The following is a 14565-nucleotide window of genomic DNA, read 5'->3' as shown; positions in this document are numbered from 1 at the left end:
TAATTTAATATTAATTATTAACTTAAGCATAAAAAAATATTAAACACAGAAAAAAGATATATGGCATAAAATCTTTAATTTTGCAATATGACTAATGAACAATTAAAATCCTTACAGGATAAAGCGACGGCGCTGAGGAGGTATCTTTGACGTAGATAATCGTATTGAAAAGATAAAAGATGATGAAGCAAAGACCTTAGCACCCAACTTTTGGGATAATCCTATTGAAGCTAAGGCAAAAATGAAAGAAATAAAAACTGATAAACATTGGGTAAATGTATATCAAGCACTACAAACTAAAATTGACGATTTAGTTGTATTGAGAGAATTTTGCGAAATTGAAGAAGCAACTGAAGATGAAGTAGAAGCACAATATTTGCTTTGTATAGAAGAATTGGAGGAAACAGAATTTAAAGCTACGCTAAACAAAGAAGAAGATGTACTTTCTGCTATTTTGGAAATAAATGCTGGTGCTGGTGGCACAGAAGCGTGCGATTGGGGAAGTATGCTTTTGCGTATGTACACCATGTGGGCACAGAAAAATGGCTACAAAGTAGCTGAATTAGATTATCAAGAAGGCGATGTGGCTGGAATAAAATCTGTAGCATTAGAAATTAGTGGTGACTATGCATTTGGTATGTTGAAAGGTGAAAATGGTGTGCATAGATTGGTTAGAGTTTCTCCTTTTAATGCACAAGGCAAACGTATGACTTCTTTTTGTTCTGTTTTTGTGCATCCTGTGGTTGATGATACTATTGAAATAGAAATAAATCCTGCTGATTTGGAATGGGATGTTTTTAGAGCGCAAGGTGCTGGTGGACAGCATGAACAAGACGGAATCTGCTGTGCGTGTAAGACACTTGCCAAGTGGTGTAGTTTGCGAATGCCAAACGCAACGTTCTCAGATACAAAATAGAGAAACTGCATTAAAAATGTTGAAATCTAAATTGTATGAAATAGAATTGCAGAAAAAATTGGAAGCAAGAGATGCATTAGAAGCTCAAAAAATGAAGAATGAATGGGGCTCACAAATTCGTAGTTATGTGCTTGATGATAGATGGGTAAAAGATTTGCGCAGTGGTTACAAATCTACAAATCCTGATGATGTATTGGATGGCAACTTGAATGGTTTTTTCAAAGCATATTTATTGCACAAAAGCAATGTTTAGTTTTTGTCTTGATAAATAAATATTTTATTTCCGTTTGTATTGATTGAAAATGACTGCGGAAATATTGACAGAAATAGTTTAGAAAAATTATCATTTTCAACTTTGTTTTGAATGGAGATTTCTAATTTACTAAACAACAACATACCTTTTATTGATACTAAATTATGTAATTGTTCTAGAAAATATTTTGTCTGAAAGTTTGATGGTGTAACATCATCTATATACAAATCGACAATAATTAAATCGTATTTTTTTTTGTTTTCATTTACAAATTTTAGTGCATCATTATTTATATATTCAATATTATACTTTGTATTGAGGTACTTTTTACATAGATAAATAATGTCTTTATCAATTTCTACTGTAGTAATATTCTTTATTGTTTGATGTGCTTCTAACTGTTGTATTACGCTACCTAAGCCTAATCCAAGTACCAAAACTGATTCTACTTTTTGGTCTTTGATTTGAATGTATTGAAATGCTTCTTTGAATGATGTATAATGATTACCAAATGAATAAATAGCATTTTCTGTAATTAGTTTTAAGTTGTTTTTGTGATAGGTAACTTGCAACTCGCCACTAAACTCTGAATTTATTTTTTCAAGATTAAACTCCCAAAAATAACTCAATGCTTTTTTCCAAACTGGAAATTCATTCATTTACTTAGTTTGTAATTTTGATTTGAATCTTTCGTAGAAATCATCCATTCTAAGCATATAATCATCTTTCATGGTGCTACTAGCTGGCATTAATTCAAATATCAACAATCTGCCGTTTCTTACATTTCTACTAGCATCTGGCAAACCTACTAAATATGCATATATGTCTGGAACGGATGAGACAATGCCCATCTGTCCTTTTTTAACCTTGATGTACAACCATTCTTTCATTTTATTTTCTAAAACAATATTGATGTAATCTCCTCCATCGCCGTAACCAAATTCTATGTATGCTTTGTATGGTCTTTTTACAATACTATTTCCGAAATATGGTAAGTTTATGTCTCCAATTGATTTGAAACTTCCGTCAATCTCATCCCAGAAAAATTTTGTGCCACTAAATACCAAATCATAATTTAAACTTTCTGGTTTATATAAAGAATCTTTCATATACATTGATCCTACAATATATTTTGAATCTAATGTATCGTTGCACAACAGCGATAATGTGCGCTGAATTAAATTATTTCTTCTATAGTTTGTATATATAAAATTTGAATCTGCTGTAATAAATGATGAGATGACATAATTTGCTACGTCTGGATTTATTAATGTATTTACTGCCAAATCCATATTTAAGACAATATTCTTATCATTATTATATTCGAAATCGCCCACGCCAACTGCGCTATTTTCGCCTAACCTCAGTCCAAGATTTATTTTTCCTGTTGCAGTCATTTTCTTGGTTACTTCGTTGTATTTTAATGCTGATGCATTGGTCATTGGTTTAGCAAAGGCTGCGTCATTACCAAATATTATTACGTTTGGTTCATTATTAAATGACATATTGCCTCTGATAGAAAAAATGTCTGCATCTTCAACACTTCTTTTTTCTTGCAATATGTTTGTATAAAACTCATATGACAATTTATCATAAAATAATCCTGTGACTAGGTTTGTAGCTTTTGCTAATAAACTATCAATACTTACTTCTGGTTTGTTTGGATCTAATTTTTGTTTGATTGGTATCCAATCAGTTTCAACAACAGAAAGCACAATTTTTGCATAACCATCAATATTTATGTCTTTATTTTTTGAATCAAACTCAAATGCGCCTTTATAAAATACTTTCTTATTGAGTTTAAATTTATCTTCCTCTAATATTTCAGTTTTTGCGTAAGTATATATTTTATCTTCATCAGTTACAGTTTGTTTTATTTTCTTTTTGCCTTCTTGAATTGTAATTTCTTTTGTAAATGAAGTATTCACTGCTATTTCTGGAATTTTAATTACTTCAACTAAACCATCAATAGATTTGTATTCATATTCTCCATTTGCTGTAAAATTATTTCTAGAAATAATATTTATTGTTGAGTTTTTTACTTTATGAAAATTACTATCTGCATTAAAAATCAATATTGCCTTGTTTAATGTACGCACACTACCATCAGCTTCTATATAAATTTCATCTTTATTTGGTTGTACTTTTGAGTCTGCTAATTTCAAATCTTTAATTCCGCCAAAATGTATTGTATTGTCATTCAAGTTTAAGTCTGCTGAGCTTGTTTCGAAGGTCAAAAGTTCTTTTGTTGGATCAGTTGATTGTAAGAAAAACAAACTACTTGGTGATGCTGATTTTAATTGCAATGTATTTGCAACTAAATCAAATCTTAAATACTTTGGATTTGCAATATATTTGAATGATTCTAATGGTATAGTATCATTTTTATTTAACTCAATGTCAGCAATTTTCTTTGTTAGGTCAAAGAATGCATTTACATCATCAGATTTCAGCAGCGAGTTTCCTTCATCATTTGTAAGGTTTAATTGTCCATTTTTTGCATCAAAACTTTTATCTGTAAAATCTATATCTTGCGAAACAAGTTTTGTTTTATTCCACTCTAAAGTACCAACACCTTTCAGGTCATCATTTTTTAAAATCAGACTTCCATCTAAAGTTACTGAGTTTTTAAACATACTAATTTTTTGATTGTCTTTTGGTGTAAGCACAATAGAGTCTGTTGGCACATTCCATACCATACTTAGTGCATCTACTTTTGCATCTGGAAATTTGAATTTTGAATTTTCTAAAATTCTTAAACTATCAATTTCTGCATAAACTGAATCCATAAAAAAGAATGCTGTATCTGCAAACAATTTGGCAGAACCAAACTCAAAATTTCCTTTTCCACTTAAACCTTCTTTAGATAATTTTAATGAAGAAAAATATTTACTTTCTTTTCCGTATAATTTCAATCCTTTATTTGTTGTATTGATTGTTGTGCCTAATGAATTATCTTCTTGTAATGTAAGGTTTGTTTTTATTGGCTCAAAAATTCCACCAGTTATTAATTCACCTTGCAAGTCAATATTTTCTGTTGCTGTAACTGTTAGTGAATCTATTTCAAATGGTGTAACATTAAATCTAAAATCGTTTCTGCTATATTTATCACCATTTTTTCCGTTATCGTAGTAAGTATTTGCTGTATCTACACTTGAGAAATATGGGTACTTAAGATTATTTCTACTTCCTGACTTATTATCTGGTTCAGAAATATAAAGTATGCCTGATAAATTCTGAATAGCAGTTTCTGACTTTACTAATTTTACAATTCCTTGTTCATTAGGTCTTCCATCGCCTTCTGGTACATACAATATTAATGAGTCAATTTGTTTCATTCTAAAAGTGTAAGAATCATAATCAAAATCGAACACTGGTGCTACAAAATCCACTTTCCCAGCAATGATTGTTCCACCTAATTGTAGATTTCTATTTTTTTGTATTCTTACTGTATCTGATTTGGGTATAAATTTTACTTGCGATTTTCCACTTATTTTAATTTCATCAACACCATATATTTCCAAGATATTAGTTTTAGAATTTAGTTTTGCGTTATTATATCTTTTAAAAGATGCGAATTTTATATTATCATAGTCTTGTTTTTGTTTTGAAGAAAGCACTTGATTAATTAGTTTATCTTTTACAGTTATAGTTTTTGTTGATGAGTTATAACCTATGTATCCATCTTCTGTGAGTTTATAAAATATTTGTTCTGTTTGTTGAAATGGAGAATTGGCATTTATCTCTCCTGCCATAGAAATTGCATCAATATTTCTATCTTGCGTACTCTCATAATATCTATAAATTTTCAATAATGGTCCTGCTTCATTGGTACCTTTATATTTATTTTCTAAACCTTCGTAGTAGTAATTGTATGATTCAAAAACTGCTGGCTTATTATCTGAGATACCAATCATTCCAAATAAAATGTTTAAACTATCTAGATTCCATTTGAATTCATCTGCATAAATATACATTTTATGATAATCACTTGAGAAAGGTTGTTTTGCAAGTGGTTTTGTTATATCTCTAAATGCTTTTATATTTTTTGTTTTAGAATCATAAGTAAAATTTATATATGGATGCATAATTTCATTACTATCTAATACAATTCGCATAATTGCATCTTCAATATTTACTAATTCAAAATTTCTAATATTAATTCTATCAGCTTCTACAATAATTTTTTCTTTGTTATTTTTATCAAATAATTTCAATACAGCATTGTTAGCATCAGAGCCAACACAATAAGTATTGGTACCTTCCAACATAAATGCACCTAAAATTTTAACATCTTTTGAATTTGTATTAAATGACACATCATCTCTGTTTGAGATAAATTTTGGATACAACTTTGCTTGTGATTTTGTTTGCAAAAGTTTATCTGTATACTTTCCAACTAATACTTCATCAACATATGGTTTGAATGTGAAATTTGCATCATCGATAACAATATCTGCTTTATTAAAATCTACTATATGTTGTTTAAAGTCTACATAATTATTACTTGCATCAAATCCTGCTCTTGAAAGCGTCATTCTTCCTTTATCACCTTTCCACAAATTTTCTAATGGATAACATTTACCTGAGACATTTTTTATTACTAAAGTATCTTGCTCTGTTGTTCCAATAATGTCTGCATTTTGATAAATAAAAACTGGTGCATTATTTTCTATTTGCGTCGTGAAATCTGAAGATATATTCCATCTTTTTGATTTTGAATAGTAGATTTGATTATACAAAAACAGATCCGTTAAATATTCAATATACTGAGTAAATATTTTAATATTTCCTGGATTGCATTGGTCTAATATTGTTTGCAATGCTTTTAAATTAGCTTCGATATTCGCAGCACTAATTTTTGCACTATCTATGCTTTGCAACATTATTGTAAAATTGTAGAACACTGGATATGTTGTTGCTTTTTTTTGCAGCATTGCCTTTGATAATGTTTTTATTATTGGCAAATATGTTTTTGATTTACTGTTTGAAAATGATTGATCAAACCACAATGTAATTTTCTTACAATCTTCTCTTGTACATGTTTTCAGCATGGTACTATATGTACTTATAAATGCTGCATCATCTTCTGGAAATTCTTTTATAGACTGCGCATCTATATAAAAATTCATAGACCAAAAACAAACTAATAGTATTATTATCTTTTTCATTTCTTAATTATTTTTTTGCAATACCATACACACCCAATTATCTTGAGCTGTATAATAATTTGCTATCAAATTATATTCCAATGCTTTATTTAGTATTTCTTGTGCATCATTTTCGTAGAAACCACTCAATAAAATATATGCACCATTTTTTAAAATTTCATCATAATGCGCAATATGTTCTAAATGGTAATTTTTATGAATATTAGCCAAAACAACATCGTACTGTTCCTCTAAAATATCTTCTAAATTTCCTAATTTTGGTTCAACATGCTTTGTATGATTGAGTGCAATGTTTTCTTGTGCATTTTCAAAACACCATTCATCATTATCTATTGCTAATACTTCGTTAGCACCAAGCATTTCAGCATATATGGCAAGAATTGCTGTACCTGAACCTAAGTCTAAAACTTTTTTATTTTTAAAATTATACAACTGCATTGATTTTATCACTTGTGCTGTAGTTGCATGATGTCCTGTACCAAAAGACATCTTAGGTTGTATTATAATTTCTTGTATTACATTATTAATTGTTGGATGAAACACTGCTCTTATTCCAATTTTTTCATTTATAATTACTGGCTCAAAATTACTTTCCCATATCTCATTCCAATTCTTTTGCTGTAGTTCTACTTTTGTGTATTCAAATGGAATTACATTCTGTATTTCCTTCAATTGCGATTCAAAATCTGTAGTATCATCAGCATAGGCTTCAATTTCTATATCCTTTTCTTCAATGCCTTCTATCATTTCTATATCAGAAATTAATGCCAATATTATTTCCTTTTGAGTAATATCAAATTTTATTAGTGTGTAGACAAACATATTATTTTGTTGCTTTAAATAAGTAAGAAATCGAAAAATTGAAATTGCAATTATATTGTTTATTGCTCTTGTTTGTTGTTCTATTCATCAAACCTAAATTATGTCTTGCTGCCAATTCTAAATAACCATTACCTAATTTAAAATCTACACCAACACCACTAGCCATTCCTAAATCAAATCTATTATCATAAGATGTGAGTTTATAATCTACATTAGACTTAGATATTGTTTGCTTGTCTTGTTGTGTACTATTTTGTGTGTATGCACCTGCCCAATATCCAAAATAAGTACCTAAGTACACAACTGCCTTAGTTTTCTCTGAGCCAAATCTTGCAACAGCCATCAAAGGTACTTCTATGTAATTATTTACAAACCTACTATAGCTTTTTGTACTATCGGTTTTGCTCATCCAACGTTGTCCTTTTTGTGTAAAAAGAATTTCTGTTTGCACGCCAATAAATGAATTAATATTTACACGAACCAATGCACCTATATTTGAGCCTAGATTTTGTTTTTTCTTAAATCCTTCAGGATTCTGTATTTTTCTAATGTGCGACATGTTCATTCCTGCTTTTCCACCTACATTTACCTCAATCTTTGAGTAAGAATATTTACAAGCAATAAAACAAAACACAATAACAATGAAAGTTCTCATCAATTATATAAAATTAAGAATTATTTTTATAGGCTAAATATAAGCATTTAATCATAGTTGAAGTAAAAAAAATAGTTAAAGATGCATACTAACGACCTAAGAATTGTATTTATGGGAACACCAGAATTTGCTGTTCCATCATTAGATATTTTAATAAAAAACAAATATAATGTTGTTGGTGTTGTAACAGCAACAGACAAACCAGCAGGAAGAGGAAATAATATACAACAATCAGCAGTAAAAAAATATGCATTAGAAAACAATTTACATATTCTACAACCTGAAAAATTAAAATCTGCAGAATTTATTAATGAACTCAAATCTTTAGATGCTAATCTTTTTATAGTTGTTGCTTTTAGAATGCTGCCAGAAGTTGTTTGGCAAATGCCATCATTAGGTACTTTTAATTTACATGCATCATTGCTACCACAATATCGTGGTGCAGCACCAATAAATTGGGCAGTTATTAATGGTGACACAGAAACTGGTGCTACCACATTTTTTTTACAACATGAAATTGATACTGGAAATATAATTCTTCAAGATAAAATAGAAATAAAAGATGATGATAATGCTGGTGCTGTGCATGACAAATTAATGATACTAGGTTCAAATCTTGTATTAAAAACCGTAAAAATAATTGCGGAAAATAATGTAACACAAAAACCACAAATCATAAATTCTGAATTACAAAATTTAAAACATGCGCCAAAATTATTTAAAGAAACATGTTTAATAGATTGGAATAAGCCAGCAAATGAAGTTCACAATTTAATTCGTGGATTATCGCCATATCCTGCTGCTTATACATTTTTAGACAATAAAATACTTAAAATATATCAATCAAAAATTAGTGATAGAATAGGCGATCAAGCAATTATTTCAGACAACAAAACTTATCTATCATTTAAGTGCAACGACACTTATTTAGATGTTTTAGAATTACAATTAGAAGGTAAAAAAAGAATCAAAATAGATGAATTTTTAAGAGGTTATAAAATTTCAAATTAGCAGCAACATGCAACAAAACAACACATTTATACTTAGAGTAGCATTGGCTATTATTCTATTAACACATGCATTAGGTGGAATGTTTAATGGTGGCATTAATGATTTTGGAAATTTATTTTTAAATCAAATTGGATTTGCACCAGTTGGTGTACCATTGGCATGGGCAATAAAAATTTCGCACATTTTAGCAGCAATATGCTTACTTACAAATAAGTTTATAAAACCAGCAGCAGTTATTACTATATTTATTTTGATAATGGGCATTATTTTAGTACATGGCAAAGAAGGTTGGTTTGTAGTTGGTGGTGGCAGAAATGGTGTAGAATACAATTTTCTATTGATTGTAGTATTAATTTATCTAATATTTCCGAATATAAACATCAACAAAAAATAAAAAAATAGAAAGGTTAAGTTTTATTTTTAGACTTCATAATTATCTAATGTAAATAGATTAAGATAATAATCTTATCTAAATTTATATTAACCAAAGATAATTTTTTATGGAAATAAGTAGCTCTAAAAAACCAGATGCAAAAATTAGAAAAGTAAATTTTCAATTTGAAAAACCTTTTCCAAAGCATTGGTACAACAACAATCCTATCGCTACACACTTTATGAATGCGCAACATTTGGCATTTCCAGATGGAGAAAAATTTTTCATTAGAAGTGTAAAAGCATTTGCAGATATCTACAAAAACAATCCAGAACTAAAAAGAAGAGTAAATAATTTTATTGGGCAAGAAGGCACACATTACGCAGAACATCAGAAATTTTGGGACATCATGGAATCTCAAGATATAGAACCTATGAAGTTTGTTGATGTTTTTAGAAAAACAGCTTGGAATGGTTTGGAAAAATCTGCAAGAAAAAATTTAAACAAAAATAGATTTGCAGATAAACTGTGTTTGAGCATAACTGTTGGTTTAGAACATTACACAGCAATGTTGGCAGAAAGTGGCATTTTAAACAAAGAAATTACGGAGAGAATGCCAGCAGAAATGAAAGATTTATTTATGTGGCATGCAGCCGAAGAAATTGAACACAAAGCCATTCCTTTTGATGTACTCAAAGCAGTTGATGATAGTTATGCATTAAGAGTTGGTGGTATGGCGATTGCATCTTGGGGATTGTGGTTCTATCTTGGTTTAGGTACAGTAATGCTGACTGCGAATGACAAAGACATTAAAACAAAAGACATACCTAAATATACTTTTGAATTTCTGTACAATTTCAGAAAATCATTTGGTGGCACTATTTCCAAGCAATTTGGTCAATATTTTAGAAAAGATTTCCATCCAGACCAAATTGACAACTATCATTTAGCTGAAGAATTATTGGCTGGAAAAACTTACGCATAAATAATTTATTCATTATTCAATCATTTAAAAAATTAAGTTATGGCAACAATAGAAAAAAACAAAACTACAACATCAACTTATAACCATGAAGATATTAAAGTTAGAAGAGTAAATTTTAATTTTGAAAAAAAGAATCCAAGATTTTATTATAAAAACAATCCTTTTAGTACACATTTTATCAACGCATTGCATATTGTTTTTCCTACTGGCGAAAGGTTTTTTGTCAACGCAACCTTAAAACACAAAAATAAAATTGAAGATGAGAAACTAAAGAAACAAGTAAAAAACTTTTGCGGACAAGAAGGCATACACTCATCTATGCATGAGCGTTTTTGGAATATCTTAAAAGAAAACGGCTATGAAATAAAAGGTTATGAAAAACACATTGATAATTTGTTGCATAAAATCATTGCGAAAATAGAGATTGAAGGAACTAAAATTAATAATATTGATTTGGTTGCAACAGTATGTCTCGAACATTTTACAGCACTTTTTGGTCATGCCATTTTTATGCATGTAGACACCAACAAAGGTACAGTACCAGAAGACATTGCAGAATTATTTCAATGGCATGCAGCCGAAGAAATAGAACATAAAAATGTAGCTTTTGATGTCTACCAAACAGTAGATAAAGATGAATACGTGAAGCGTGCTGCACTAATGCCAATAGTAACTGCATTGCTGTACTTTTATTTATCTATTGGTACTTTGATGCTTATTTATCAAGATAGAAAATACCTAAAACTTACACAACTACCAAAACAATTTTATGAATTTGCAACTGGTTTGTTTTCAGATTTACATGGTGATATGTACAAAGAATTTTTAAAATTCTTTAAGAAGGATTTCCATCCATCAGATATGAATGACTATTATTTAGCTGAAAATTTCTTCAAAGATAAATCTTACGCTTAAGTTGTTATTCACTTTCAGTAATGTGCATCTTCTGACCATTCATTACCTTACCTATCCATTCGTATAGGTACATGCCAGATTTATTTCTATTATACATCAATTCATTGTTTCCAAGCATAGTATGTGTATTATCATCAATATAATAGGTAGACCACGTACTTTTAGGCTTCAATACATCATCTCTTAATGTAATTAAAGAACTTCTAAATAAATCTGCTGGCAATTGATTGCCTGGTGCGCCAGAACAGTTATTATATCCAAAGCTCAAGAAAAATCTTGATACTTCATCTTCTAATGAAGAAATAAAACCAAAATTTGCATTTGGATATTTTTTACTTGAATATGGATAAACATTGGCTAGCATTTGTGCTGGTTTTCCGCAACAATCATACAAATCATCAGGTACTGGCAAGCCAAAAATATACAAGAAACCTATTTGCAAACAAATTGGAAATGCATCTGCATCACTAAACAATGGTCCAGAATCATTAATTACAGTAATCTTGGCATTTGGAAAACGATTCACAACTTCTAAGAAATTTACATATACACCATATCCACCTGCACTCATACCAAAAAGCAATATTTCTTCTACTTCATTATATTGATAATATGGTTCAATAAAGTCTATTACTTTTTTAAAATTTAATGCACCAACATATCTTTGCGTGTCTGCAACATCTAATGCAAAACCGACAGTTTTTGTTCCACTATGTACATCGCCAGTACAATATGGAATAAATACCATAGAAAAATCTTTGATTGGATTTTTAGGATTCGAAGCATCAAATATGCCTCTGTGTTTGTATTCTTGATGTAAATAATCCCATTCTTCTTCACTAAAAGATTTTGGATTACTTGCACATGTAGCATCATTAAAACATGCACCACCACCATTTATATATATTGCTAATTTCTTTTTAGAGCCAACTCTAAATCCAATTCCTGTGTTTGAGCCATCTCTACACATCATTCCATCAATATCAAACCAATTTACAGAACCAACATTATTTTCGATATCCATAAATGGATGTGACTTTAATGTTCTTTTGTTGTTATTGTTTTCATCTTTATTGCAAGAAGTAGTTATTTGCAGTAATGAGCATAGGATTAATAGTGACAAACAATATTTTTTGTACAGAAGTATATTTTTAACACTAATTTACATTTTTATTTGCAAAAAATTAACTTTTGCATATTATTTTTTGTTTCGTTGTTTAAATATTTCATATAATGCAATTGCATTGGCAACAGAAACATTATACGATTCAAGATTTTCATTCATAGGTAACTGAGCAGAATGGTCTAAAAGTTTTTGTACTGGCGTAGAAATTCCTTTATCTTCTGCACCTAATACTAATACCAAAGGTATATTCAAATCTATTTCAGAAATATTCTTATTTGCATTGCCTGATGATAAACCAACAACTTGCAATCCATTATTTTTTAAATCTTTTATGGTAGTAATTAGATTATCTGATTTACAGACAGGAATTTTCATCAATGCACCAGCTGATGTTTTAATAGCATCTGCACTGATACTTACACTTTCTTTTTTTGGAATAATAATTAAATCTGCATTTAAGCCCAATGCAGTACGAGCAATTGCACCAAAATTACGCACATCTGTAATTCCATCTAAAACAATAACCAATGGCATTTTTCCTTCATCGAAAGATTGATTAACAATATCTTGAAAATCGTAATATTGTACTAACTGAATAACGCCAACAACACCTTGATGTGATTGTCTGATTAGTGAATCTAATTTAATTTCTGGCACAAACTGCACATAAATATTTCTTTGTTTTGCAGTTTGTGATATTTCTTTAATTATATCTCCGTTTGCTGTTTTGCTTATCAATATTTTTTCAAATTGTGCATCTGTTATTAGTGCTTCTAATACCGCATTTCTACCTATAATGTATTGTGACTTCATAAAATATGTATAAAAATAGTGAGAATAAAATAAAAATGCCTCGAAAAATTATCGAGGCATTGATATTATTTGAAATAATTTTGATTACCAGCTTTTTTTCTTGTAACCACCTCCGTTTGAAGAAGATTTTCCGCCACCGTAGCCGCCTGATCTTCCGCCACCACCAAAAGAACGACCTCCGCCATTGCTTTCTTTAGGTTTTGCTTCATTAACTACGATAGTTTTTCCTTCAAATTCTGTGTTGTTCAATTCATCCATAGCTTTTTGAGCTTCCTCTTCGTTGCTCATTTCAACAAAACCAAATCCTCTAGATCTGCCTGTATCTCTGTCTGTGATAATTTTTGCTGAAGTTACTTCTCCGTAACTTTCAAATAACTGTTGTAGACTTTCAGTTTTTGTACTGAAATTCAAATTTGCGATGTAAATATTCATTTAAAAAAAATTAGAATACGAAGATAGGCGTAATATTTTGATTATTATAACATTGTTGAAAAAAATAACATTGCTAATCATATAGTAATATTGTGTAGTGTCTATGTTATGATTGTTGCTATATTTGTGTACAATTTGATACTTATGTCTTTCACATTATTTAACCCATTTGATTTTAATGATCCAGTTACATATGCAATTCCTGGATTTTTTGTTGTTAATTTTTGTAGAATTTTATTTCTACCTAAGAAAAAGAAACAAACTTAATACTGAATATATGAAAGATGCTGGTGCAAGTATTGGCATGGGTTTGGGTTCTACAATTATTGATATTGGAATTAAAGCAATAGCATTAGGTTACTTATTTTGGTTTTATCAATTTAGAATTTTCGATAACTTGGGTCCAGCAACTGTGGAAGAATTTGCTACATGGCAATGGCAAAAAGCACATGTTTGGGTTTGGGCATTTGCTTTTATTCTACAAGATTTTATGTTTTATTGGCATCATAGATTGAGTCATGAAATCAGATTGCTTTGGGCTGCACATATCAACCATCATTCATCTGTAAATATAAATTTTGCTGTGGCGCTTCGTCAAAGTTGGTTAGAGTTATTATACAAAGATATGTGGTATATTCCTTTGGCAATAATTGGTATACATCCATTAATGATACTTACATTGCATCAACTCAATTTAATTTATCAATTTTTGCCGCATACTGAAGCTGTGCGAAGAATGCCAAAATGGTTTGAATATATTTTTAATACACCATCACATCATCGAGTGCATCATTCATCAAACATTCAATATTTAGATAAAAACTATGGTGGTGTTTTTATTATTTGGGATAGATTGTTTGGTACTTTCAAATCTGAAGATGATAAGATTCCTTGTGTTTATGGCATTACAAAAAACATACACACATATAATTTATTCAAGATTGCATTTCATGAATTAGGTTCTATTATAAAAGATGTGCAACAAGCACCAGATTTAAAATCGAAATTAAATTATATTTTTAATGCGCCAGGTTGGTCGCATAATGGCGAAGACCAAAGAGCAAGAACGCTACAAAAACATCTTAAAGAATAA

Annotated in this window: 12 protein-coding genes and 1 pseudogene; 6 read left to right on the top strand and 7 right to left on the bottom strand. The window is 29.6% G+C overall.

The genetic code is table 11. The features are described from left to right. The first annotated feature begins 87 nt into the window (after positions 1 to 87). Positions 88 to 1169, top strand: a pseudogene (gene prfB, locus IPK18_10385) (peptide chain release factor 2). Here the strand turns inward: prfB and IPK18_10380 are convergent. The 4 genes from IPK18_10380 to IPK18_10365 are packed head-to-tail and all read right to left on the bottom strand — an operon-like array spanning position 1166 to position 7817. Continuing rightward, positions 1166 to 1828, bottom strand: a complete 663-nt coding sequence (locus IPK18_10380) for a methyltransferase domain-containing protein (GenBank protein QQR97275.1) — start codon at positions 1826 to 1828, stop codon at positions 1166 to 1168. The pseudogene prfB and the gene IPK18_10380 sit on opposite strands and share 4 nt — an antisense overlap. After that, positions 1829 to 6340, bottom strand: a complete 4512-nt coding sequence (locus IPK18_10375) for a hypothetical protein (GenBank protein QQR97274.1) — start codon at positions 6338 to 6340, stop codon at positions 1829 to 1831. A gap of 3 nt (positions 6341 to 6343) precedes the next feature. After that, on the bottom strand, positions 6344 to 7162 hold the full coding sequence (gene prmA / locus IPK18_10370; GenBank protein ID QQR97273.1) for a 50S ribosomal protein L11 methyltransferase: 819 nt from the start codon (positions 7160 to 7162) through the stop codon (positions 6344 to 6346). A gap of 1 nt (position 7163) precedes the next feature. Continuing rightward, positions 7164 to 7817, bottom strand: a complete 654-nt coding sequence (locus tag IPK18_10365; protein QQR97272.1) for a PorT family protein — start codon at positions 7815 to 7817, stop codon at positions 7164 to 7166. Positions 7818 to 7898: 81 nt separating this feature from the next. Here IPK18_10365 and IPK18_10360 point away from each other — a divergent pair, with 81 nt between their 5' ends. The 4 genes from IPK18_10360 to IPK18_10345 all read left to right on the top strand — a co-directional run bounded on the left by IPK18_10360 (position 7899) and on the right by IPK18_10345 (position 11101). Then, on the top strand, positions 7899 to 8828 hold the full coding sequence (locus tag IPK18_10360) for a methionyl-tRNA formyltransferase (protein ID QQR97271.1): 930 nt from the start codon (positions 7899 to 7901) through the stop codon (positions 8826 to 8828). Positions 8829 to 8835: 7 nt separating this feature from the next. Then, the gene (locus IPK18_10355; GenBank protein QQR97270.1) at positions 8836 to 9222 is read left to right on the top strand and encodes a DoxX family protein; all 387 of its coding nucleotides are present in this window, start codon (positions 8836 to 8838) and stop codon (positions 9220 to 9222) included. A gap of 106 nt (positions 9223 to 9328) precedes the next feature. Then, complete coding sequence (locus tag IPK18_10350; protein QQR97269.1) at positions 9329 to 10186, top strand: metal-dependent hydrolase; 858 nt, start codon at positions 9329 to 9331, stop codon at positions 10184 to 10186. 39 nt (positions 10187 to 10225) lie between these two features. Then, entirely contained in the window at positions 10226 to 11101 is an 876-nt protein-coding gene (locus tag IPK18_10345; protein QQR97268.1) for a metal-dependent hydrolase, read from the top strand. 4 nt (positions 11102 to 11105) lie between these two features. Here the strand turns inward: IPK18_10345 and IPK18_10340 are convergent, their stop codons facing one another. The 3 genes from IPK18_10340 to IPK18_10330 form a co-directional block, all read right to left on the bottom strand. Then, positions 11106 to 12224: a hypothetical protein gene (locus IPK18_10340; protein QQR97267.1), complete on the bottom strand. Its 1119-nt coding sequence runs from the start codon at positions 12222 to 12224 to the stop codon at positions 11106 to 11108. 75 nt (positions 12225 to 12299) lie between these two features. After that, positions 12300 to 13040: a 23S rRNA (guanosine(2251)-2'-O)-methyltransferase RlmB gene (rlmB, locus tag IPK18_10335; GenBank protein ID QQR97266.1), complete on the bottom strand. Its 741-nt coding sequence runs from the start codon at positions 13038 to 13040 to the stop codon at positions 12300 to 12302. Positions 13041 to 13124: 84 nt separating this feature from the next. Further along, positions 13125 to 13472: an RNA-binding protein gene (locus IPK18_10330; GenBank protein QQR97265.1), complete on the bottom strand. Its 348-nt coding sequence runs from the start codon at positions 13470 to 13472 to the stop codon at positions 13125 to 13127. A 277-nt stretch (positions 13473 to 13749) separates the two neighbouring features. On the opposite strand from IPK18_10330, the gene IPK18_10325 reads away from it, so the two are divergent. Further along, on the top strand, positions 13750 to 14565 hold the full coding sequence (locus IPK18_10325) for a sterol desaturase family protein (protein QQR97264.1): 816 nt from the start codon (positions 13750 to 13752) through the stop codon (positions 14563 to 14565).

This window comes from Sphingobacteriales bacterium (assembly GCA_016699615.1).
Classification (GTDB): domain Bacteria; phylum Bacteroidota; class Bacteroidia; order Chitinophagales; family JADIYW01; genus JADJSS01.
Note: the sequence above shows the minus strand (reverse complement) of the source record. Positions and strands in the feature narration are given on the sequence as shown.

Bases quoted from the DNA above. Each gene is read 5' to 3' on its own strand.
- IPK18_10380 (QQR97275.1), bottom strand. From the start codon at position 1,828: ATGAATGAATTTCCAGTTTGGAAAAAAGCATTGAGTTATTTTTGGGAG.
- IPK18_10375 (QQR97274.1), bottom strand. From the start codon at position 6,340: ATGAAAAAGATAATAATACTATTAGTTTGTTTTTGGTCTATGAATTTT.
- prmA (QQR97273.1), bottom strand. From the start codon at position 7,162: ATGTTTGTCTACACACTAATAAAATTTGATATTACTCAAAAGGAAATA.
- IPK18_10365 (QQR97272.1), bottom strand. From the start codon at position 7,817: ATGAGAACTTTCATTGTTATTGTGTTTTGTTTTATTGCTTGTAAATAT.
- IPK18_10360 (QQR97271.1), top strand. From the start codon at position 7,899: ATGCATACTAACGACCTAAGAATTGTATTTATGGGAACACCAGAATTT.
- IPK18_10355 (QQR97270.1), top strand. From the start codon at position 8,836: ATGCAACAAAACAACACATTTATACTTAGAGTAGCATTGGCTATTATT.
- IPK18_10350 (QQR97269.1), top strand. From the start codon at position 9,329: ATGGAAATAAGTAGCTCTAAAAAACCAGATGCAAAAATTAGAAAAGTA.
- IPK18_10345 (QQR97268.1), top strand. From the start codon at position 10,226: ATGGCAACAATAGAAAAAAACAAAACTACAACATCAACTTATAACCAT.
- rlmB (QQR97266.1), bottom strand. From the start codon at position 13,040: ATGAAGTCACAATACATTATAGGTAGAAATGCGGTATTAGAAGCACTA.
- IPK18_10330 (QQR97265.1), bottom strand. From the start codon at position 13,472: ATGAATATTTACATCGCAAATTTGAATTTCAGTACAAAAACTGAAAGT.
- IPK18_10325 (QQR97264.1), top strand. From the start codon at position 13,750: ATGAAAGATGCTGGTGCAAGTATTGGCATGGGTTTGGGTTCTACAATT.